Raw genomic sequence first — 20,637 nt, 5'->3', positions numbered from 1 at the left:
ACAAATTACAAAGTAATAAATGATTTTATGCATACTTGGAAAATTATTAAAAAAGCATTTTATTTGCCATTCAGAGCATATAAGGGATTCATTTTAGTCACATTTCTCTTTTTCATATCTGAAATTGTTAATTCAATTGTTAATCAAATTGAAATTGGAAATTTGACGCCCCTAACAGTATTGATAACTTTTGTGATAGACATTGCCATTCTTGGAATCTGCATAGCCATTGTTTATCATTACATATACAGTTCATTTGACATAAGGGAAGTTTCACTTACAACAACCGCAAAAGCGGGATTTAAGGACGAAATGATAGAAATTTATTATTATATGCTCGCAATAGGAGGCACAATAATCCTGTCCCTGGCTTTGGGTATTTACCACAACATATCCTCCATCATGGACAGCGTGACATATATAGATTCTAAACTCGATACGGTGACATTGCCTAAATTGCTTAGTCTGCTGTCCCCAGATTCATATCATCATCTGGCATCCTCAGTGATTGCCACATTGATTATATTCATAATCCTTTTTGCAATATGCTTTTCATACTGTTCATTTGCCAAAATCAGACTAAAGGAAACTGGAGACGTTAAGGAATCCGTGAATTTTGTAAAGCTTTCAAAAATCATCAAAAGCAAAGGCATTAAAAAATACTTGAATTTCGTCATTTTGAATTTTCTGGTATTTTCAGCAGTGCTAATCATTATGAGAACATTGGAATACTATTTTGTTATAGGAAGCATAATTTCCGCATTGGCAGAAGCCTTTGCACTATTTTTCATCCTGGACTCATATAGCCTGTTTTATTATTCTGACAATATTAATTAATGAAGAAAACAAAATTTAAATTAGGAGTTAAATTATGAAGCAAGTAAGAACAAGAGATTTTATCTACACAAGCGATGACTTGTATTTCGCATCAACCAATTACATTCACCCTGAAGACAGAGTCATTTCATTTTTAAGATACATTCCGGATCCTGAAGGAGACCGTGAAAAGGACGGCAGGAGATACAGAAAAGTAGGATCTGAGGAAGCATATACCTATCTGCGTGAAAATCATCCCGATTATCTGTATTTCTGTGACGTCACCAATGTTGAAATGATGGGCGTGCCGCTTGATAAGGTTGAAAGAATCATCAAACCTGAAGACAGGCTTTTAGGCCTTAAAAAGACCTTTGAAAGCGGTGGAGAAGTCAAAAATCCCGAACTGATTTCAAAACTGATGGACGTTGCCGATTTCTTCCATTTCATGGCAGACATTCCATATGACCATCTTGGAATTTCAGGTTCCATCCTACCTGGTCTTCAAAAGGATGACGTAAGTGACCTTGATTTTGTAGTTTATGGTCTGGACAACCACAGAAGGGCAATTGAAACCTTTAAGAAGTATCGGGGCAAGGAAGTCCATATCGAAGAAGTGGACAAGGACATTACCGTTCAGGGAATCACCAACGATTACTGGGACTTTGTATACAACAAAAGAATGAGCGATGCAAGCCTTACAAAAGAGGAATTCAGATGGTATGAAAACAGAAAGGCAAACAGAGGAACAATAAACGGAACCCTATTTGACATTCTGGCCACCAAGGATTACGAAGAAATCGAAGGTGTTTGGGGAGATACAGTGTATGAACCTCAGGGAATAGCTCAAATCGAAGCCGACATCGTAAGCGCACTTGGAGCATTCGACAATCCGTCACTGTATACTATAGAGAATGTTGAAGTTCTTGATGGCGTTGATGTGCCTTTGGATGAAGTCGTCTCATTTACCCACACCTATGCCGGTGAAGTCATTGACGGCGAACACGTGATAGCCAAAGGAAAAGTTGAAAAGGTCATTGTCAATGGCAAGGATTCACATTACCGTCTGGTTGTTGGAACCACTCGTGAAGCCATTGACGAGTATCTAAAGCTTAAGGAAAGTCCCGCATAAACAAATCCGCAGAGGAAATTCTCATGACATCAAGTGAAGAGTATCTAGAATATATATTGGAACAGCTGTCCGATTTGGAAGACATAACCTACAGGGCAATGATGGGAGAATACATCCTATATTACCGGGGAAAGATTATTGGAGGCATTTATGACGACCGTTTTCTCGTTAAACCCGTGAAAGTAGCCCAATCAATGATGCCTGAAGCGGATTGGGAACTGCCCTACGAGGGTGCAAAGGAAATGCTGCTTGTTGATGATGTGGAAAACAAGGAGTTTCTAAAGGAACTGGTGGAAGCGATGTATGAAGCGCTTCCCACTCCAAGGAAAAAACGCAAATAATTTAGCACCCATATCTATTTTTTAAAACCTCGTGTTTCATAATAAGGAAATATTATTTAAACATAAATCACATAAATAAAACCATTAAAATTTATGTGATAAAATGACCGAAACTCAAAAATCAGAATGGAACAGTAATCTCGCATTTATGATGGCAATGATCGGTTCTGCGGTTGGGCTTGGAAACATCTGGCGTTTCCCTAATGTCTTATACTCCAACGGTGGAGGATCATTCATGATACCATACATCGTTTCACTATTTCTTTTGGGAATCTCATTTGTTCTAGTGGAATATGCCGTCGGATTCAAGTTCAAAAAGTCACTTGCAAGAATACTGTTCTCAGTCAGTAAAAAATTGGAACCTGTCGCATGGTTTATACTATTAGTCGTATTTTTAATAACAACATACTATGTCTGTGTTGTCGGATGGGATCTGATTTATATTGTTTTAAGCCTGACAAAGGCATGGGGAGCAAACCCTGATTTGTACTTTGCAAACAATGTCCTTCAGGCAACAGATTCAATGTCAGGAATATTTACAATCGTTCCGGCAGTGCTTGCATCAGTATTTGTTATTTGGTTTTTAGCATGGTTCATTATCAAAAGAGACTTGAATGACGGAATCGGTAATGTCAGTAAAATCCTGCTCCCATTGCTTTGTGCAATTGTTGTGGGCATTGTTGCATTCTCATTAACATTACCTGGTGCCTCAATTGGATATACACAGATTTTCACACCGGATTGGAGTGCATTGACCAACTTGGATGTTTGGTTGGCGGCATTTGGACAGATTGTATTTTCCTTAAGTTTGGGTATGGCGATTGCAATGACATATGCAAGCTACCTGCCTGAAGGCTCCAAACTGGTGGACAATGCAATAATCGTTGCATTTTCAAACTCCGGTTTTGAAGTGTTCAATTCAATAGGAATCTTTTCCATTTTAGGATTCATGGCATTGAGTACCGGAATTCCATTCAATGAACTGGTAACTGAAGGAACCGGCCTAGCATTTGTCGTATTTCCACAAGTATTCAATACAATGGGAAGTGTCGGATACATTGTCGGACCGCTATTCTTCCTGTGCATACTGTTTGCAGGAATCACATCCGTCATTGCGCTTCTTGAAGGAGTCTGCTATTCAATCTCTGAGAAGTTTCTCATTGAGCGTAAAAAGACTGCAACCGTAGTTTGCATTGTCGGATTTTTCATATCCACAATATTTGCAACCGGTGCTGGAAGTACAATACTTGGAGTGTTCGACGCATACCTGAACAACTTCGCACTGCTCTTTGCAATTCTTCTTGAATGCATAATATTCGGATGGATTTACAAATTCGATGATTTAATCAAAACATTGAATGACAATTCATCAATCAAAGTGGGCAAAACCTGGAAAACAGTCATCAAATACATCCTGCCAATCTGTATTTTCGGCCTTTGGATTCAAGGAGTATACTCAACAATAACTACTGCAGACAGCCTCAGCACAACAATCATGCTGATATTAACTATAGTTGTTATTGTAGTTCCTTTCATATTTGCAAAATTGCCTGCAATAAACAAAAATTATTACGACGTGTAAAATTGACTTCAAATAGCTAAATTGTTAGCTATTTGCTTTTTTTATTTTATTTTAAGAAATTTACGGCATTTATAACTTCTAATTATTTATATTACCAAGTACTAAGTAATATTACACAATTTAAGAGGTTATAAAATGATAAACGTTTCTTCAATAAAAACACATATGTACTGTCCTATGAAGCTATACATCCAAACCCATGTGGACATGAGCGAAAACAATGATTTTCAACTTGCAATCGAGCTTAAAAAACTTAAGATTGACGTGAGCGATTTAATCCAGAAAAATATGCGAAAGATCAAAAAGGACATGACACTTGTCCAAATAGAGCAGATTCTCTCACAGACAATTGACTCATATATCGAAAGCAGTGCCAATGCAATCAAGTCAATGGATCTGGGCCTTGAAGCATCCCAAATCAATCAAATCATTGATGACACATACTTCAACATCAAGATTAAAGCATTGAAAATCAAACAGGCAATGACAATACTTGACAAAAACGCCTTTGAAATAATCGACATGTTCTTTCCAAACTGCATGTACTCCTACCTCCTGAAAGACCCTCAGCTTGAACTGATAGGAATGTGTGACAAGGTCGAAATAGCCGACGGGAAATACTATCCTGTTGCCATCAAAAGCTCAAATCCTCCGGTAAAAGGCGTCTGGGACCAGGATGCAATAGAACTTGTGGCCTATGCAATACTTCTCGAAGAGGAATTTGAAACGGAAGTATTTGTCGGTTTCATCGACTATGAAAAAATCGGCGACAGACGACCTGTTGTAATGGACGTCAATATCAGAAAAGGATTGTTTGACGTGATGAGGGAAGTTAAAGAAATCACTGACAATAAAAAACTTCCAAAAGTAAGAAAAAATCCTAGAAAATGTGAACTTTGTGAATACAAAGATATTTGCTTTAAAGAATAAGATTTGAGTAAATAAGGATTAAATCAATCCTTATTCACTCTTGAAGTTAAATAACTCCAAACTATATGTCCATAAACGTGAATTTAAAACTTGATATTGTCACCAAGCCTTTTAATATCAAAAACGGCAGTATCGGCAATAGACATCACCGCCAAAACTCCAGCCTGGATTGGGTCTGTAATTATCAAATCAGCATACTTGGTTACGCTTCCAGGCATGTTGAGACAAATTACGATGAGATTACTTTCATCTTTGACCTTGCGAACGGCTTCGGTAATCTCACCACCCATAAGTGAACCTGCAAGAACCAAAGCACTTACACGAGGGAGCCTTGAAATGGCTTCAATGGCTTCCGCCAAGGCCTTTTCGCCAACCAAAGGAATAGTATCAATACTGATACGTTCTCCACGGATGTTGTGTCTGTCGGCTTCGGTTATTGCACCCATAGCAACCTGTGACACCTGTGCTCCGCCACCTACAATGATTATACGCTTACCATAAATATCCAATTGAGAACCATGAAGCTCAACGGATTTGATTTCTTCAATGTTATTCAAATCGTCAATCAAATCGTCAATGTCTTCCACATGTTCAAGCTCCAGATTAATGGAACCCATGTTGTTCTTTTCAACGAAAAGATGGACATAGCTAATGTTAGCACCGTGAGCGGTGATGACATCGGTAATGTCATCCAATACTCCTTTTTTCTCATCAGATTTAATTGTTAATGTATAATCCTTCATTTTTATGGCCTGATTTTGTCTAGTTCCGCATGTGCCCTTTTCCACATGCTCAAATAATTGTCATCTTTAGTTACAGGAATAACTTCAAGACCCAAATCCCTATGTTCTTCAATCCATTCTTCATGAAACACTGGGATTTCTATTTTAATCGGTTCAGAGGTTTTATTTACGACTATGAGATTTCTGTAAGGAAAATCCCATTCAACAATGTATCCTCCAAGACTTACCATGTGATATGGCCTCATAACAAATTTCAAATAAATCACCTCATAATAATCCAAGCACGATGGCTAATACTCCAAGCAGGGTTGTTCCAAGTATTGTCGGCAACAGCTGCCTGTTTGTAAATACCGGACTAAATGCTGAGAAGATTCCCATCATAAATACGAATATCAATGCTACTATAATGTTAATCAAAATGCTCCAGGATGTAATTACTGGCGGAATACCCAGAAATAAAACTGAAAACAGCACGCCAAGCACCATCATGAAAAATCCTCTTGTCAAATACACAATGGCCCTGTATTTTGAAGCATACTCCATGTATGGTCCTTCAATAACATCACATTTTGCCTTAATGATTGAGAACGGATATTCATTTAATATAATCATGTAACCTATGAAGAATACAATCGCAGCAATGGCTCCGGACACTGTAAACAGGAACGGCCCATTAAGCTGTTGAAATGCAACTATATCTGATAGGAAAATGCTTCTTGCCTGAGTTACAGGTGCAAACAATGCCAAATATAATGGAAATGACCCGTAAGTAATCATTCTCAATGATCTTCTAGAACTTATGTCCTCAACAAATGACCTGACCGCATTATTGTGAGCGGCCCCTTTGATTTGATCCGGAAACGGCATTCTAACTGACATTACTGATTTGGATAAAGCTCCCATCAATACATAACATATCTCTTCAACTTTCAAAAATCCTACAATAGCCACAAGGCTTGAAAGAGCAGGAATTGCAAAAGCCTGAGGAGTTAAAGCTATTAATAAACATGTAACTGCAATGAAACATATTATCGGCAATGCCTTATATAATCCCGGAACAGGAGATTCTACCTTAACATTTTCCTTAAACATGAATTTTATTGGAGCCATGATTCCAGGAGCAATCACAACTGGCCCAATCCTTTGCTGAATTCTTGCATGTATATATTTTCTTTCGATACCTGGCAGTAATGTTGAAATTAAAAAACAGAAAATCACTGTTATTGCGCCTACAAGAATTGCATTAATTAATGTATTTCCAAACATTTTCTATCTCCTGATTATCTCTATTGCTCTGTCTGTACATGTAAAACATGGGTCACATTGTACAATACATAATTGGGCATCAGTAATTTGATCTCCAATACATGCATATTGCATTGCTCCAATGTTTGCCATTGAAGGAGTTCTTATAATACAGTGCCTTACTCTTCCGCTTTCCAGTGCATATGAATGATAAAGAGTTCCTCTTGGAACTTCAATATAACTCTCATTCATGTCAGTGTCAAACATTTCCCAATCCCTGTTGACCACTTTTCCTTCAGGAATATTGGCAATTGCCTGACGAATGATTTTGATAGACTCGAATGATTCTAAAGCCCTCATTACAAGGTTTGACCTTACATCGCCATCCGGCTGGGTTATGACATTGAAATCAAAGTTATCGTATTCAAACATTGTTGTTCTCAAATCCCTTGCAACACCAGTAGCCCTGAGAGTCGGTCCGGTTACGGCCAGCTCAATTGCCTGCTTTTGCGGCAGGACACCGATTCCTGTAATCCTTGACTGTACAACAGAATCTGCAAGGAACCTTTCCACAAAACCTGTAAGGCCTTCCTCTACTGCATCCATGTCATTTTTTAGCCTTAAAAGCTTTGCTTCATCAACGTCACATCTTGGCCTTACTCCGCCTAAAACTGAACAGCCGTATTGAACCCTGTTACCTCCAATCATTGCAAGCAGTTCCATGACGATTTCTCTTAAATAGAATACCCTCATTGAAAATGTCTCGTGAGACAACACTTCACAGCCATGCGCCAGATATAAGAAGTGTGAATGCAAACGTTCAAGTTCGCCCATTATGACACGAATGTAGGTGGCTCTTTCAGGAATTTCGATGCCTAGTCCAATTTCTGCGGTTCTGCAGGAATTCCATATATGTGAATTGGAACATATTCCACAGATTTTTTCTGTGAGGGAATTTGCCTTTTCAACAGGAAGGCCTTCCATGATCCTTTCGATTCCACGGTGGTTTACACCAATGGTAATTTCCGCTTCCTGAACTATTTCATCTTCAACGAAAAATCTTACCCTATATGGTTCCAATGCAGCAGGGTGAACTGTACCCATTGGAATTTCAGTTTCTATAATATTGCTTCTTGGTACTTTTTCATCCATTTAATTCCCCTCTTTAATCCGCATCCAATAATATAGGTAACAGTGATACAACTCCTGCCAGGACATCCTGAGGCCTTACGGCACATCCCGGAATCTTTGCATTCACTGGTATAATATTTTCAACTGGTCCTTCAATTTCTTCTGATGGAATATCACCATGACAGTTTTTGTATACTCCACCCATCAATGCACAGCTTCCTGCAGCTACAACTAATTTAGGATTAGGAATGGCCTCATAAATGGCTTCCAGAGGTTTCCTGTTCAGGTGTGTAACCGGTCCTGTGACAACCAGCACATCCGCTTCACGAGGATTCCATGTCAAGAACACGTTATATTGTTCAGCGTCAAATCTTGGTGATAATATTGAATTTACAATTTCAATATCGCATCCATTGCATCCGCCTGTATATACCAGCATGACGTGTATTGCTCTTGCTCTTGAAAATGATTTAATACCCATCTAATCACCTTCCTCCTTATTTTTCAGTATTGTTGTATCTGACAAGTACTGTGCAATAAACTTAAGCTTGTCTTCTGAAATTTTAAATGGCTGTTCAATGAATTCCTCCACATTAACTTCCTGGTCACCGACACAGCTTGGATGAACTGTTCCCTTTTGACCATAAAATGTATATATTGGACAGAAGTCATGACAATAATAACATACAACACATTTTTCAAGATTAATTTCAGGTACTTCAGTCTTAGTCCATCCTTCAGCGATTTTAACAGGACTTGCCAATTGCTTCATCTCAATTGCACCTGTCGGACAGACATTGGCGCAGCCTGCACATCCTATGCACGCCTTTTCATCAACCCTGTCATCAACTTCTACAGAAAGGGTTGAAATCTGTCTTCTAAGCTCCATGTCTGTAACTCTGTCTGCTGCAAAAAAGATTCTTTTAAAGTTAGTAAAAGCTCCTTCCAAAGCTACTCTAAGCATACTCCTCATTTAAATACCCTCTATTGAATCTTTAAAATTTCTCTCGAATAGGAATGCCCTTGCAGGACATGCATTTTTACATGCTCCACAATAGGTACATTTTTCATCATTTACAACGAAGTTACCGTCAATCTCATCAATTGCTTCATATGGACATGTCTTATGGCATAATCCGCAATGCATACATAATTCCTGTTCGATGAAGTTGAATCCACCAACAATTTCATTTTTATATGTTGTGGATTTAGGAATCGCATCAACAGGACAGTGAACCGCACAGTTTTCGCATAATATGCATTTGTCAAGGTCAACTGCTATTGTTCCCCTGTATAATGTAATCGCATCTTCCTGACATACTTCCGAACATATTCCACATGAAATGCAGTCATCTGAAACGCTGCCGTCCCAGCTTGCTGTCATGAGCTGACGGGCTCCAACTTCATCACAGACCTGGAAACATTTTCCACATGATACACAAAATCCTGACAATGTCGGCAGTTCCTTATCGTCAAACTCATCATAGATGAACATTTCATCATCTTCGGTTAATGTATGAACTGGACATGAATCAATGGCTTTCTTGTGAGTAGTGTTTTCTGTGTCTGCTGTTGGATCATATCTCAGTTTGCCGTCAACGTTCTTGAGAGATTCGTTCTCACATAAATCAGCACATAATCCGCAGTTAAGACAGGATATGATTTTTCCAGCGGGTTTTTGATTAATCTTATTAACAATGATTTCAAAATCATCAACGGAAATTGCATTATTAGGGCATGCCTTCATACAGTTCAGACAAAGCGTACAGGTTGATTTGTTAACCAGCTGATGCTTGTTCATTGATTCATTTGGACAGACATCGCTGCATATCCTGCACTCCCTACAAATTCCATCATCACGGTCAATTTTGACATGAATTGCTCCGGTTGGACAATATTCTTCGCATCTGCCGCACAAAATACATTTTTCCGTGTCGGTTCCGAAGTAACTCCTTGTTACCTCATTGCATTTGTCTGATGTTTTGTGTCGAACATTATCCAATGGAGGATTCAATATTTTCAATGACTCGATTAATGTGAGCTGCTTTGACTTTTCAAGCTCGTAGCCGTCCACACGGGAATGGCTTGAGCACGCTTCAACACAAACACCGCAGCGTGAACATATACCGTAAACAATTCCATCCTCAATGCTAATGTTGTTTGTAGGGCAGTTGTACATGCACATTCCACAGCCGTTACATTTGGCTCTGTCTACAACATAACCTCCATAGCTGTTTTCAAATATGGCTGCATTAGGACAGTTTTGATAACATATTCCACAGGTAAGACAGCTGAATGCCTTGCCGTTGATAAGTTTTATGGCTTTTGTAGGACACTGTTTTATGCAATCCCTTTTTCCGTCACAAGTATTAGTTGATAAAAACATGATAAAAACTCCTTATTTACTCCTTGCAAATAGTAGTTTGCCTACAAAAATTCCTATTAAAGCAGATAAAAATGCAGTTGAAATCGGCAAATCTGTATAGAATGGGAAATTACCCAATTGCCATGCTGCAATAATTCCTGCTATTAATATCATCACAAATGAGGCCAGAGTGAATTTGGCATCACTGACATCTAGCTTGATTTGAGATCCAATAATCAAACCCAATATTAAACCGAAAATGATTGGTCCTAAGGATATCATCATTCACCCTCCCCAACAAATTTCTTAAATCCTGCAAATGCTATTACAATTGAGGACAGTCCTACAAATACTTTCAGTCCTACAAATATATTGAGGTATGGAATAATACCTGCATTGGTGACATCAGGATAGTGGAAAACTGTCTGAATTGTAGCGGGAACAACATTCAACAAGTCTGTTCCCATATTGTAGAGGAAAAATCCTCCTACAAACAAACCTATTAATCCGAATATTATAAATCCTAATGCTCCGATTGATTCGAACACTTCAATATAAGCGTGAGACAATTCCAATGGAGAATTACCTAAACCATAAACAAGGATAGATAATATAATTCCACTAGCAATCATTGCACCACCCTGGAAACCTCCACCCGGAGTGATATGGCCTCCAAGAATAGTCATTATACCCAAACAGATTAAAATGATTGAAATCGGCAAGGATATAAGTTTTAAAATCATACTACCCTGACTCATTGTTTATCCCCCAGTAATCCTCTTCCGAATATGAGTAAAACCACAATACCTGCAGTCAACAATATGATTGATTCGCCTAATGTATCATATGCCCTGAAGTCGAAAATGACCACAGTTACCATGTTCGGCGCTATTTGAGTTCCCAAAGCGTTATAGATATAGCTTACACCAGGATTGATCATATCATGCAAATGGAATATTGCATCAATTAAAGTGACTGAAAACACTGCAGTCAATACCGCTGCAATAAGATTGCGAACTGTAGCTTTGCTAGACAAGATTACCACCCCAGTATAAGAATACCACAATGATGCTGAGTGTTACCACAGCATAAAATATCATTTTTTCCAATGAATCCTCTTGTTCGATTTTGAACTTTGGAATAAGAGGAATATTTGAAATCAATACGATTGCCAAGATGAGTGTAACCAATCCCGCAAGCAAAACATTGACGTGCCTTAGCAGTATTGCAGACAATATCAATGAAACTATTAGAAATATTTCAGCCGTAATGCTTCCGGAAACGTCTGCATTGGTTACCGGACCTGGTGAAAACAGTTTCCTGAACTGCTTTACCACATTAAATATCTGGTCATATAGTTTCATAATATCCCTCCTACAAAGTTAGAAATTCCAGCAGTCACGACATCAGGGAATATACCTAGCACTACTATAATGATTAACAGTACTCCCATTGCAAATATCATCGCCCTTGGAACTTCCATGTTTTCCACTTTCAGTTCAGTAGGTTTCGGTTTTAAGAACATAGAGTAGTATGTCTTTACAAATACCACGAATGTTGCTATACTTACCATAATTGCTAAAATTGATATTTCCGGATAACCGCAACTTAATGAAGCCTGAACAAGCATCAGTTTTGATTGGAACCCACTTAAAGGAGGAACACCTGCCATGGCCAAACCTCCAATCAGAAGCATTATGCTGACTTTCGGATGGTATGCCAGAAGGCCTCCAAGCTTTCGGGTGTCAACCTCATTAGTTGCATTGACAATAGCGCCGAAACCTATGAATAATAATGCAGTAATAATAATTTCGTTCAGTGCCTGGAAAAGACCAGCAGTTATTGCATACTGGGTTCCAAGACCAATACCCAAACCTATAAATCCTAGCTCACCTACTGCTAAAAATCCAATCATCCTTCTGAAGTCAGTTTGGGTAAGTGCAAGAGAAACACCTAATATCATAGCCAAGATAGAGAAGAAGACTATGAGGACTTCAAATATAGGCAATGTTGAATAGATTCTAAACATTATGAGTACGATTGAAATCATTGAAATGACAGTAAATGACTGAAGCAATGCTGCTCCATGAGGTTCAGCTTTTGAATAAATTCCAGATTTTATAGTATGGAATGGTGGCAGTCCTGATGCATATAGCCAACCAAAGAATATTAAACCGAGTGATAATAAGAATACTGGAGAAGTTATGTCAACCAAACCGTTATGAACAGCAACCGCAATGTCTGTAACGTTTACGCTGCCTGTCATTGCCAAGAGGAATCCAATTCCCAAAAGCATGATAGGTGATCCAATTGAGCCTAAAATCATGTATTTTAAAGCCATTTCATAACTGTAATCGATTGATGAAGCCGCAACAATACCGACCTGTGCCAGTGCCAATATCTCAAAGAACACGAACATGTGGAAGATATCATCGGTAAGAAGCATTGCAGTAACGGCGGCAGTACCCAAGAATAGCAGGAACAGGTAAGGACCTGAAATTTCCTTATATTTAGTCAGATAGATAAATACAACTAGGAATGTTAAAATACCAATCATTGCAATGAATATCTGTTGCAGGAATGTGAATGAATATGTAATTGCCGGATGGAACATCACGCTTGTCACATTATCCACTATCGGCTCGTAACCTCCGAAGAAATGAAGTCCATAATTGGAAGCCAAAGGTATAATCGGAAGACAGATTGCAACGACAAATGCGAAAATCTTAGTTGCCTTGTTGAACTTTGAAAATGCTGAGATGAGCAGACCTGCCATCAAAGGAACTATAACCATGAGTGGAATTAGTTCATTCATTGTATTCCTCCTGTTTTGATGTGTCTGCCAGCATCACTTTGGTGGACAATGTTCCGTATCTTCTGTACAGGACCATTACCAAAGCAAGCATCACAGCCAATGTACTTGCGCCGATTACGATACTTGTGAGTACCAAACCGAAAGGCAAAGGATATGCGGCATTTGCAGCAAACCATGAAGTGTCCATTCCAGGCATTAGAATAGGAACAACACCACCAGGCTTATATCCGATGGCAACGATGAACAGATTGGCTCCTTCCTCAATGAAACTGATACCAATTATTTTCTTTATGATATTGTCAATGAAAATCGCTGAATACAATCCGATAATGATTAGTGCAGCGGATGTGAACAATATCACCAGTTGAGTCTGTGCCATCATCCATCACTCCTTTGGGTTTTTTTAACAGCCAAAGCAATAAATACAGGAACAATCGCCGCACCGACTATCGCTTGAGTCAGGGCAACGTCAGGTGCCAGCAATACCTGGAATAAAACGGCAACGGCCGCACCTGTAAATCCTGTCAAAATCGCAGCCTTCAATAAATCCTTTTGAATAAGAGCAAGAATCGCACTTACAACAATTATAATCATTAATACAAATTCCAACATCTTACTCCCCCTCATCAATTTCCAATGTAGCAACTGAGAACCTGTCATCAGCCTTAAGTTTTTCTGAGTCTTCACTCTCCAAAGATCCGAACTTATCTCTAGGATGGATAAACGGATTGTCATAATCAGGTTCGACTTCAACAGTTACCAGATCTGAATTATTTTCTCTATCTTCTTTTTTCCAATAAGCATTAGCAATTGCATGTGCTGTAAACGGTGCAATAATGAAGTATATTCCCGCAAGCAAATATTGGCCAAGACCAATCATAGCAATAATACAAGCAATATCAAAAACACCGACAATGTGGATTCTTCCATATACTGCGTTTTTAGTATTGCCTGACAATGAAATAAGTCCTATTGCTGAAATTATAATCAGGATTGCTGAAATAATAAGAAGAGCTGATTGAATATATTCTATCATTTATCCTCCCCTCCCAAAACAGCAGCGAAAGCAACAGTACCTACAAAACCAAAGAATATTAAAGCTAGTGATATATCTTTAAAGAATTCAAGATTATATATGTCTCCTCCAACAAGCAATGCCATAGCAAAAGCTACAACAACAACTGAGCTTCCTAAAAGCCCCATTGAAGTGGATTTATATGCACTTGCTCTTAAAGCGGCCAACATCATGATAATTAATGCTATAACCAAAACATATTTTGCAATAAACAATATATCCATACTATCTCACTCGATTGTTTTAAAAGAAAATGGTCATTCAAGCATTTTCTTAATATACTTTTCAAAAGGAATAATATCCTCTTTTTCTCTTGGAGAAATAGCAGCTACTTTAATAATGTTATTTTCACTGTCCAAATCAACAGACAAAGTACCGGGAGTTAAAGATATACTATTTGCCAATATTGTTTGAGAAACAGGCCTCTCTAAAACTGTTTCAATATCAACAACAATAGGATCAATATTTCTCCTTATAATTGAATTAAAACAAACATCAATTGTTGATTTAATTATTTCATAGATAAGAACCACAAAATACGCGATTCCATATCCAATTCTAGTCAAAAACATTAAACAAGCTCCATTTCATTTGATTATAAATATGTCAGAAATCTGACATTAAATAATAATATTATTATTTATCATGATTATTTATTATAAATGTATGCTTTTTTAAAAAAATTCATACAAATTTAAAATAAGTTAATATAAATTTTTCTAAAAGAAATATAATGAACAAAATTATTGTCAAAAATAAAAAACACTGATAAAACAATTGTTAAATTTAAAATTCAACGAATATCATGATGATAAAAAAACATTATATATGACGTATTATAAATTTAGTTATACCTAAAAAGTGATAGTATGGAGTTACAAGAAAAGTTAGAGCCAGTCATAATATTTTCCGCAGTCATCATAGGGCTTATATTTTCCAATGTTAATGTCACCGCCGATAATGCTGGCAATCTGATAACAGTCTTCCTATGTCTGATGCTTTACGGACTATTTCTAGAGATTCCGTTGAATGAACTGAAAAACAGTTTCAGAAATGTCAAATTCAGTCTGACAAGCATCATAATCAATTTCATATGGACACCTCTTTTTGGATATTTCCTAGGCTCCATATTTTTCAAGTCAAATATCGACCTTTTCATCGGATTTTTCATGCTGATACTGACACCCTGCACTGACTGGTATCTGGTATTCACAAAACTTGCAAAGGGAGACTTGAAGCTTAGCTTATCAATTCTGCCAATGAATCTAATTTTACAAATCGTTTTGCTTCCAATCTATCTTGTAATATTCTTTTCAGCGTCAAATTCGATGGACTATACTCAACTTGCCTATTCCATAATAATCATCATAGTAATCCCATTTATAGCTTCACAGATTACCAAATTCCTGCTTAATGATGATTCAAGCAAAAAAGTTACAGAACTATTCTCCAATGGGGAAATCTGGTTTTTAGCAATTGCAGTGTTTTGCATTTTTGCATCTCAAGGATCACTGCTATTTTCAAACTTAAACTCAATAGTAACAATTTTCATCCCATTAATCGCATTCTTCGCCGTTAATGTCATAATTGATTTGCTATTGTCTGAAAAAATTAATTTTACATATTCCGAATATGCGAGCCTGACAATGACAACACTTGCACGAAATTCCCCACTGGCACTGGCCATTGCAATCAATTCATTTCCTGGCCACGAACTGATAGCCATTGCACTTGTAATCGGGCCGCTGATAGAACTGCCGGTCCTTTACATCGTCTCAAAATTCTGTTTGTGGGTTAAAGATTCAGGACTGTTCTTTGTGTGCATGAACAACCTATTTTAGTGATGAGGTGAATTTCCTTAAAGGCTTTGTGACCTTCCAGCTTTTGGACTCCTGCATTGATTTTACACGTCTTTTGCAGTCATAGAGTTCCAAAGCCAATTTGCATTCCTTCAAGTTATCGGAATCCAAAACAATGTCTCTTCTGTCAATGTCCTTATCGGCAATCAGAGATGAGATTTCAATTTTTGACAGCTCATCCTTAGCTTTTGAGTAATATTCTTCAGAATCTGTAAAGCCCATATAATAGACAAGCTTGACGACTTTAAATGCGTTGAACTCATCCTTAAACTCATCGAAAAAGCCATTATCTTTCAGATAACCTTCGATAATGTCAGAGAGTTTGAAAAAATTAATAGTGTTTGAAGATGAATGAACCAAGGAATCGTCATTTTCACGATAGTAGTACAGATATTCCGGAACGAATGATATCCCTGAAGCCTTGAGCATGGTTTTTACATGAAACGGCGCATCTGAATAGGATTTGATTTCAGGAAAAGTAAATTCATCACTGGATTTTAAAAAATCGGCACTGTACAACTTAAGCCACGGTGCAAACAAATCATTTAAGACATGGCTTTTGACGTCCTTATATGTAAATGTGAACCTATTGAAGTTTACCTTGCCGAATTCCTTTTCAAGTTCAAATGCAGGAAACTTATACTCTTCAGAGCCGTTTACAAAAATAGCTTTCATGATGCAGAAATCCGAACTGTTTGAAGTGATATTGTCATGCAGTTTCTTGAATGCATTTTTGTCCAGATAGTCGTCGGAATCCATGAAATAGACATAATTGCCTTTAATTAACTTTAGGGCATTGTTACGGGTTCCGGCAACACCCATATTTTCATGGCTGATTACAATTATACGGCTGTCTACACTTTCATATTCCTTTAAAATATCAAGAGAGCTGTCACTGGAGCCGTCGTCAATGCACAATATCTCAATATCCTTGAATGTTTGATTCAAAAGGCTTTCCAAACACTCCCTTAGATATTCTTCACTATTGTAAACAGGAAGTATAACTGAAATTTCAACCATGATTATTAATATATGACTTACTCATTATTAAATGCCAAGGATTAGAAGTGAATTGGACACATATTGCTCAAATAATTCAAAGAGAATTGGAGCACGATATACAATAGCTAAAACGACTAAAACAAATATTGAAATTATTCCAAAATTCCTGTAAACCTTTTTTGAAGACAATGGGGCGAATATTTTAATTCCAGCAGGAGTGAATGAATCAAGAACAACATGTGAAAACACCCCTAAAAAGAGGCTTAAAACAATTTCAAGGCAATTTACATTTCCAGTTTTAAAAACAAATAAAGAAATGAAAAATACCGGCAGAAACAGCATCAGCACATTTTTGTTTAAAAATAGAAAGCTTATGAGAACAGTCAATATTGCCATTATCAGATAGTAATCGTTAATGTCAGTTACTGCAACAATCAGCTGAAATGACCATATTAATATTAGCGAAACCGCCGCCGTTAATGTCAAAACTCCAAAAATGGAATGTGTGAAGCTTCTGTGCTCGGAAAAATTGAACGTTACTCCTAAAAATACGATGATTAGGCCGATATAATAAGGTAATTTTAGGATATAAAGTGAAATGAACACTATCAATCCTAAAATGATCAACTTATAGACATTGTCCTTTTTGAATTTATGGTCAAAGTCAGGAATATTTGCACCAATCAGCGTTAAAGCAATCAACAGAGGACTATGAAAAAACATTATAGAAACTATCAATGCAAATACGGAATGCCCCTTGTAAGTTGACATGAAATCACCTTAATTGTAATTATAACATTAGTATTTAAAGTGATTTATCCGAGAGCGCTTGAAAAGTATTCACACACCAAAATAATCCAAAAAACTTTTCATTTGCTTAAATGAAGTTTCAATGGCATTATCATTAACATTTGAAAAAGGACAGAGCACTTCACATGTAACGGCAGGAATTCCCTTTAAATTGCAAACATCCTCAACCGCACCTTTGTAGGATGACCCCGCAAAATCAAATGCAATCACTTCAGAGCCAACGTCCCGTGATATATGACTGGCCATCAAAAAACTTTCAGGAGTCGGTGATTTTGATGAAAAAATTGACTCGAAACCAGGATTTGAATTTCTGCCTGTTGAGTGAAAGTCCCCTACAAAATCAATCCCCAAATCAAGTATTGTCCTTAAAATGAGATTGCTCAGGGAATTGCTGATGTGAGCTGACCGGTTCAAATCCATTGAATTGAAATTCCTCTCGCTGTTCATTGAAGACTTTGGAGCGGCAAAAGGAATGAAATACAATGTTGAAGACAATTTTTTATCTGCAAGCTCATTCATTAATCTCAGATTTGCAATCTGAGGCGACAGCTCGTTTCCATGAATCCCAGATAATACCAATAATTTTGTCTTGCCGCCACCCAATTTGAAAATTGGAGTTCCAAAAACAGATTTTTCCAAAATGAATTTGTTTAAAGAAGTCAATTCAATATTTTCGAACAGTTTCTTATTCCTGGAGACATATCCTCCTGAAAAATCGCAGATATATCCAAATTCCAGGTTTTCACATTGATTGACTTTTTCAAATTCCATATATTTAATTACATTAACGCTCTTATTTATAAATTAGGGATTAGATTGAAAAAATATATTAAAAATTTAATAAGACTGGTCAATTATGAAAGGGATGCTGAAATCGAGCTTATGCGATTTGAAATAGCACACATGTCCGGCCAAAAAAGAGAAGAACTTGGCCGTGCCATCAACAAGGTTAAAGGAAAATATGTCGGCGAGGAATTGGGCCTTAAGATTGTCCAGTTCGGCAGATCAGAAATTATAGATACCGAAATATCAGTGGGAGACATGGTGCTGGTAAGCACAGACAATCCATTGAAAAGCGATTTTACAGGCACAGTAACTGAAAAGGGTGCCAGATTCATCAAGGTTGCATTCGACAAGAGAATTCCAAAATGGGTCGTTAAAAAAAAAGTGAGGCTTGACTTGTATGCCAATGACGTTACATTCAAGAGAATGGAGGATAACCTGAAGCATCTTAGCCTTAAAGGAAAAAATGCACTGGAATATATGCTGACTGACAGAAACCCGAAGCCAAATCGAAGAACCCCCTATATTGACTACATTGACACTTCACTAAATGATTCCCAAAAAATAGCCATTGAAAATGCCCTTTCTTGTGAAAACTTCTATCTGATTCACGGTCCGTTCGGAACCGGAAAAACCAGAACTTTAGTCGAACTGATCTCACAGGAAACAAGACAGAACCACAAGGTGCTGGCGACTGCTGAAAGCAATGCCGCAGTCGACAATATCTTAGAAAGGCTGATGGAAAATAAGAAATTAAAGCTTACTCGATTGGGCCATCCGCAAAGGGTTTCAAAACACAACATTACACAAACTTTGGCATATAAGGTTGAAAACCACAAGTTAAACAAAAAAATCAAAAAGATTCATCAGAAAATCAACAATTTGGCCGAAAAAAGAAGCGTTCACACAAAGCCGACTCCACAATACCGAAGAGGAATGGGAGACTATGACATTTTATACAATGCATCCAAGGGAAAGGGAAACCGTGGAGTTTCAGCCGAAAAAATGAAATCAATGGCTCAGTGGATTGAATACAACCAGCAGATTGACGAGCTTCATGATGAAATCAAAAGAGTCGAAAACAAAATGATTCGAGACATCATCGAAACCAGCGATGTTATTTTATCAACCAACTCATCGGCGGCTTTGGAGTCAATCGCAAGGACAAAATTCGATGTTGCAATCATTGACGAAGCTTCACAGGCAACAATTCCAAGCGTTCTTATTCCTATTGCAAAGGCACACAGATTCATTCTTGCGGGAGACCACAAGCAGCTTCCTCCGACAATAATCAGCGACAAGGCGCATGAGCTTGAAAAGACATTGTTCGAAGAGCTAATAAAAACATACCCCTTCAAGTCACAGATTCTGAATGTCCAGTACCGTATGAATTCACTCTTAATGAAGTTTCCGAATGCGGAATTCTACAACAACAGCCTTAAAAGCGATTCAAGTGTTGATGACATTACCATCAACGACATCATAAAATCAGACAAAAAAGAAGACGCAATGCTTTTTGTTGACACCTCATCAGTCGATAATGTCGGTGAAAGACATCTGAAGGATTCAAAATCCATTGTCAATGAGCTTGAAGCAGACATTGCCGTTGAACTGGCTAATGATTATTTAAATGACGGTTTGAGTGAAGATGAAATAGGAATCATAAGCCCATATGCCGATCAGGTCAAAATCATCAAGGACAGGACTCCGGTTGAGGTTAAAACCGTCGACGGATTTCAGGGAAGGGAAAAGGAAATCATCATTATCTCAACTGTGAGAAGCAATGAGAACGGAAACATCGGTTTTTTAAGTGATTTAAGAAGGCTGAATGTTGCAATAACAAGAGCCAAAAGGAAACTCATCATCATCGGAAACAAGGATACTTTAAGGCACAACCCAACATATTCCCGACTGATTGATTTTGTTGAAGAGAGGAAATTATTGGTAAAAATTTAGGCATACCTAAACTTTTATATACTATGACATACAACATTATAATCAAGAGAACAAA

At 37.6% G+C, this 20,637-nt stretch carries 27 protein-coding genes; 7 read left to right on the top strand and 20 right to left on the bottom strand.

The genetic code is table 11. From position 1 onward, the window contains the following. Window positions 1-27: 27 nt before the first annotated feature. From Q0W26_RS00885 to cas4, 5 genes are all read left to right on the top strand, one after another. The gene (locus Q0W26_RS00885; RefSeq protein WP_298521501.1) at window positions 28-837 is read left to right on the top strand and encodes a hypothetical protein; all 810 of its coding nucleotides are present in this window, start codon (window positions 28-30) and stop codon (window positions 835-837) included. A 34-nt stretch (window positions 838-871) separates the two neighbouring features. Then, window positions 872-1,945, top strand: coding sequence for a DNA polymerase subunit beta (locus tag Q0W26_RS00880; protein WP_298521500.1), 1,074 nt, complete (start codon window positions 872-874; stop codon window positions 1,943-1,945). Between the two features lie 23 nt (window positions 1,946-1,968). Beyond that, the gene (locus Q0W26_RS00875) at window positions 1,969-2,286 is read left to right on the top strand and encodes a TfoX/Sxy family protein (protein WP_298521498.1); all 318 of its coding nucleotides are present in this window, start codon (window positions 1,969-1,971) and stop codon (window positions 2,284-2,286) included. A gap of 103 nt (window positions 2,287-2,389) precedes the next feature. Continuing rightward, entirely contained in the window at window positions 2,390-3,868 is a 1,479-nt protein-coding gene (locus Q0W26_RS00870; protein WP_298521497.1) for a sodium-dependent transporter, read from the top strand. 135 nt (window positions 3,869-4,003) lie between these two features. Continuing rightward, entirely contained in the window at window positions 4,004-4,798 is a 795-nt protein-coding gene (gene cas4, locus Q0W26_RS00865) for a CRISPR-associated protein Cas4 (protein WP_298521496.1), read from the top strand. Window positions 4,799-4,881: 83 nt separating this feature from the next. Here the strand turns inward: cas4 and Q0W26_RS00860 are convergent, their stop codons facing one another. Genes Q0W26_RS00860 through Q0W26_RS00780 form a run of 17 tightly spaced genes read right to left on the bottom strand, consistent with a single transcriptional unit; the run spans window position 4,882 to window position 14,744 of the window. Beyond that, window positions 4,882-5,541, bottom strand: coding sequence for a DUF5612 domain-containing protein (locus tag Q0W26_RS00860; protein ID WP_298521495.1), 660 nt, complete (start codon window positions 5,539-5,541; stop codon window positions 4,882-4,884). Window positions 5,542-5,543: 2 nt separating this feature from the next. Further along, window positions 5,544-5,798 (bottom strand): energy-converting hydrogenase B subunit P, encoded by a 255-nt coding sequence (locus Q0W26_RS00855; protein WP_298521493.1) that lies wholly within the window; start codon window positions 5,796-5,798, stop codon window positions 5,544-5,546. 10 nt (window positions 5,799-5,808) lie between these two features. Continuing rightward, window positions 5,809-6,807: a respiratory chain complex I subunit 1 family protein gene (locus Q0W26_RS00850; protein WP_298521492.1), complete on the bottom strand. Its 999-nt coding sequence runs from the start codon at window positions 6,805-6,807 to the stop codon at window positions 5,809-5,811. Window positions 6,808-6,810: 3 nt separating this feature from the next. Next, on the bottom strand, window positions 6,811-7,938 hold the full coding sequence (locus tag Q0W26_RS00845; RefSeq protein WP_298521491.1) for a nickel-dependent hydrogenase large subunit: 1,128 nt from the start codon (window positions 7,936-7,938) through the stop codon (window positions 6,811-6,813). A 13-nt stretch (window positions 7,939-7,951) separates the two neighbouring features. Further along, window positions 7,952-8,398: an NADH-quinone oxidoreductase subunit B family protein gene (locus Q0W26_RS00840; RefSeq protein WP_298521489.1), complete on the bottom strand. Its 447-nt coding sequence runs from the start codon at window positions 8,396-8,398 to the stop codon at window positions 7,952-7,954. Continuing rightward, window positions 8,399-8,890 carry a 4Fe-4S binding protein gene (locus Q0W26_RS00835; protein ID WP_298521487.1) on the bottom strand — a complete coding sequence of 164 codons (492 nt, stop codon included), beginning with the start codon at window positions 8,888-8,890 and terminating at the stop codon, window positions 8,399-8,401. It abuts the gene before it with no gap. Beyond that, complete coding sequence (locus tag Q0W26_RS00830) at window positions 8,891-10,303, bottom strand: 4Fe-4S binding protein (protein WP_298521485.1); 1,413 nt, start codon at window positions 10,301-10,303, stop codon at window positions 8,891-8,893. A gap of 12 nt (window positions 10,304-10,315) precedes the next feature. Further along, the gene (locus Q0W26_RS00825) at window positions 10,316-10,564 is read right to left on the bottom strand and encodes an energy-converting hydrogenase B subunit J (protein WP_342765318.1); all 249 of its coding nucleotides are present in this window, start codon (window positions 10,562-10,564) and stop codon (window positions 10,316-10,318) included. Continuing rightward, window positions 10,564-11,040, bottom strand: coding sequence for an MnhB domain-containing protein (locus Q0W26_RS00820; RefSeq protein ID WP_298521482.1), 477 nt, complete (start codon window positions 11,038-11,040; stop codon window positions 10,564-10,566). The genes Q0W26_RS00825 and Q0W26_RS00820 overlap by 1 nt, the downstream gene beginning before the upstream one ends. Next, complete coding sequence (gene mbhE, locus Q0W26_RS00815) at window positions 11,037-11,318, bottom strand: hydrogen gas-evolving membrane-bound hydrogenase subunit E (protein WP_298521481.1); 282 nt, start codon at window positions 11,316-11,318, stop codon at window positions 11,037-11,039. The genes Q0W26_RS00820 and mbhE overlap by 4 nt, the downstream gene beginning before the upstream one ends. Then, entirely contained in the window at window positions 11,311-11,646 is a 336-nt protein-coding gene (locus Q0W26_RS00810) for a hydrogenase (protein WP_298521480.1), read from the bottom strand. Before Q0W26_RS00810 ends, mbhE begins: the two co-directional genes overlap by 8 nt. Beyond that, window positions 11,643-13,097, bottom strand: coding sequence for an energy conserving hydrogenase EhbF (gene ehbF / locus Q0W26_RS00805; RefSeq protein WP_298521478.1), 1,455 nt, complete (start codon window positions 13,095-13,097; stop codon window positions 11,643-11,645). Before ehbF ends, Q0W26_RS00810 begins: the two co-directional genes overlap by 4 nt. Further along, window positions 13,090-13,476, bottom strand: a complete 387-nt coding sequence (locus Q0W26_RS00800) for a cation:proton antiporter subunit C (protein WP_298521542.1) — start codon at window positions 13,474-13,476, stop codon at window positions 13,090-13,092. Before Q0W26_RS00800 ends, ehbF begins: the two co-directional genes overlap by 8 nt. After that, window positions 13,476-13,709 (bottom strand): DUF4040 domain-containing protein, encoded by a 234-nt coding sequence (locus Q0W26_RS00795; protein WP_298521477.1) that lies wholly within the window; start codon window positions 13,707-13,709, stop codon window positions 13,476-13,478. Before Q0W26_RS00795 ends, Q0W26_RS00800 begins: the two co-directional genes overlap by 1 nt. Before the next feature lies 1 nt (window position 13,710). Then, window positions 13,711-14,133, bottom strand: coding sequence for a cation:proton antiporter (locus Q0W26_RS00790; protein ID WP_298521476.1), 423 nt, complete (start codon window positions 14,131-14,133; stop codon window positions 13,711-13,713). Beyond that, window positions 14,130-14,396, bottom strand: coding sequence for a hypothetical protein (locus tag Q0W26_RS00785; protein WP_298521474.1), 267 nt, complete (start codon window positions 14,394-14,396; stop codon window positions 14,130-14,132). Before Q0W26_RS00785 ends, Q0W26_RS00790 begins: the two co-directional genes overlap by 4 nt. A 33-nt stretch (window positions 14,397-14,429) precedes the next feature. Beyond that, window positions 14,430-14,744 carry a monovalent cation/H+ antiporter subunit E gene (locus tag Q0W26_RS00780; protein WP_298521473.1) on the bottom strand — a complete coding sequence of 105 codons (315 nt, stop codon included), beginning with the start codon at window positions 14,742-14,744 and terminating at the stop codon, window positions 14,430-14,432. A gap of 297 nt (window positions 14,745-15,041) precedes the next feature. Here Q0W26_RS00780 and Q0W26_RS00775 point away from each other — a divergent pair, with 297 nt between their 5' ends. Then, window positions 15,042-16,013, top strand: coding sequence for an arsenic resistance protein (locus Q0W26_RS00775; protein WP_298521472.1), 972 nt, complete (start codon window positions 15,042-15,044; stop codon window positions 16,011-16,013). Here Q0W26_RS00775 and Q0W26_RS00770 read toward each other — a convergent pair. The 3 genes from Q0W26_RS00770 to Q0W26_RS00760 form a co-directional block, all read right to left on the bottom strand. After that, window positions 16,005-17,051 carry a glycosyltransferase family A protein gene (locus tag Q0W26_RS00770; protein WP_298521471.1) on the bottom strand — a complete coding sequence of 349 codons (1,047 nt, stop codon included), beginning with the start codon at window positions 17,049-17,051 and terminating at the stop codon, window positions 16,005-16,007. The two genes, Q0W26_RS00775 and Q0W26_RS00770, sit on opposite strands and share 9 nt — an antisense overlap. A 27-nt stretch (window positions 17,052-17,078) precedes the next feature. Continuing rightward, window positions 17,079-17,804 carry a metal-dependent hydrolase gene (locus tag Q0W26_RS00765; RefSeq protein ID WP_298521470.1) on the bottom strand — a complete coding sequence of 242 codons (726 nt, stop codon included), beginning with the start codon at window positions 17,802-17,804 and terminating at the stop codon, window positions 17,079-17,081. Between the two features lie 69 nt (window positions 17,805-17,873). Beyond that, window positions 17,874-18,614: a succinylglutamate desuccinylase/aspartoacylase family protein gene (locus Q0W26_RS00760; RefSeq protein WP_298521468.1), complete on the bottom strand. Its 741-nt coding sequence runs from the start codon at window positions 18,612-18,614 to the stop codon at window positions 17,874-17,876. A gap of 45 nt (window positions 18,615-18,659) precedes the next feature. On the opposite strand from Q0W26_RS00760, the gene Q0W26_RS00755 reads away from it, so the two are divergent. Continuing rightward, window positions 18,660-20,582, top strand: a complete 1,923-nt coding sequence (locus Q0W26_RS00755; RefSeq protein ID WP_298521466.1) for an IGHMBP2 family helicase — start codon at window positions 18,660-18,662, stop codon at window positions 20,580-20,582. The last annotated feature ends 55 nt before the right edge of the window (window positions 20,583-20,637 follow it).

Origin of the sequence: uncultured Methanobrevibacter sp. (genome assembly GCF_947169325.1) — an archaeon.
Lineage (GTDB): Archaea > Methanobacteriota > Methanobacteria > Methanobacteriales > Methanobacteriaceae > Methanocatella.
This window is presented reverse-complemented; position numbering and strand designations above follow the sequence as displayed.